This is a genomic window from Chrysanthemum yellows phytoplasma, assembly GCF_000803325.1.
Taxonomy (GTDB): Bacteria; Bacillota_I; Bacilli_A; order Acholeplasmatales; family Acholeplasmataceae; genus Phytoplasma; species Phytoplasma asteris.
This window is the reverse complement of the sequence record NZ_JSWH01000173.1, coordinates 1-1,271: the sequence shown is the minus strand read 5'-3', so window position 1 is coordinate 1,271 and position 1,271 is coordinate 1. Positions and strand designations below refer to the sequence as shown.

Annotated in this window: 2 protein-coding genes and 1 pseudogene; all 3 read left to right on the top strand. The window is 24.2% G+C overall.

The window, feature by feature from the left end; translation table 11 throughout:
* Nucleotides 1–401: 401 nt before the first annotated feature.
* A pseudogene (locus OL66_RS02965) lies at nt 402–944 on the top strand (type I restriction endonuclease); the annotation flags it as partial.
* A 49-nt stretch (nt 945–993) separates the two neighbouring features.
* Nucleotides 994–1,116: a DEAD/DEAH box helicase family protein gene (locus OL66_RS04570; protein WP_084066036.1), complete on the top strand. Its 123-nt coding sequence runs from the start codon at nt 994–996 to the stop codon at nt 1,114–1,116.
* On the top strand, nt 1,079–1,271 hold a 193-nt coding region (locus OL66_RS02960), incomplete at its 3' end, for a DEAD/DEAH box helicase family protein (RefSeq protein ID WP_034172404.1). The genes OL66_RS04570 and OL66_RS02960, both read left to right, overlap by 38 nt.

Below are 1,271 nucleotides of genomic sequence, written 5' to 3'. Positions count from 1 at the left end.
AAATTATCTAATTATTTTTTTTCATTTTAAATATTTTCTAAAATAGTTAATGAGAGTGGAGAATTAACAAATATGTGTTTAAATAATAAAAAACAAAAAAATAAAAAGGAAGAGGCGATATTAAGAAAAAGCATTATTAACAAATTAAAAAAATGGGTTATGCAGAAGTTAGCTCAAAACACAAGAAAAATTAGAGGATAATTTTAAAAGACAATTTATAGAATATAACAGTAGGTATGGTCCTGACACTTCTTTTCAAGAGAAGGGGAAGGAGGAGCTGAATGAATACTGGTTTTCTACAATTAATAGTGAATTGCTTACCAATGAAAAAATGGATGTTATCGACATTTATAAATATTTAAGAAAAGAAATAAAAATTCCAAAAAAAGACAAAAAAAGACTATTTTTATTTTAATTTTTTTAATAAAGAAAATTGGTGTAAAAATATTTTTCAAGTAGCACAAAACGTTCCTGCTCAAAATTCATATAAAAACGAGTCAAAATCAGCTGAGTATGATATAGTAATATTAATTAATGGCATACCGCTGGTATTAATAGAATTAAAAAAAAGAAGTTTGGATAAAGGGCTTGACAAAGCTTTTAAACAAGTAGAAGACTATTTCCCTAAATTAAAACAACAAGGTTTATTTAAATGTATAGAACTTTTTATAATTTCAAATGGAACCGATACTCAATATTTTTCAAATCAAGACGCAGGAAAAAGCAAGGAATTAAATAAATTCCGTTTTGAATGGAGTGATGAAAACAATAATAAAAGAAATGAAATCATGGAATTTATTCCAGAATTTTTACAACGTTGCCATTTAGCATTGTTTCTATTTTTCTTTTTGGTGCATCATGAAAAAAATCAAAAATTAATGGTTGCTAAACCTCATCAATTTCACACTATAAAAAAATTGTTGAATTCACAAAAAAAGAAATAACTCAAGAAAGTCCTTTAAATGTTACAAATAACATTAAAAAAAAAAAAATATTCATATTTGGCATACCACAGGTTCAGGTAAAACTTTAACTGCTTTTTTACTTTGTCGTTATTTGAAAAAATTTATATCCATTAATGAAACTCAAAAAAATATTATTTTTTTTTATAGTTGACCGCATAGAACTAGATTTGCAAACTCTTCAAGAATTTAATAGTTTTGAAAAAGTTTCAACTCAAGAAATATTAAAGGTAGAAAATCTTAAAGAAATAATGCAAAATAAAAACAATACTAGTGGAAAAATAATTGTAACGACTTTAAAAAAAATAC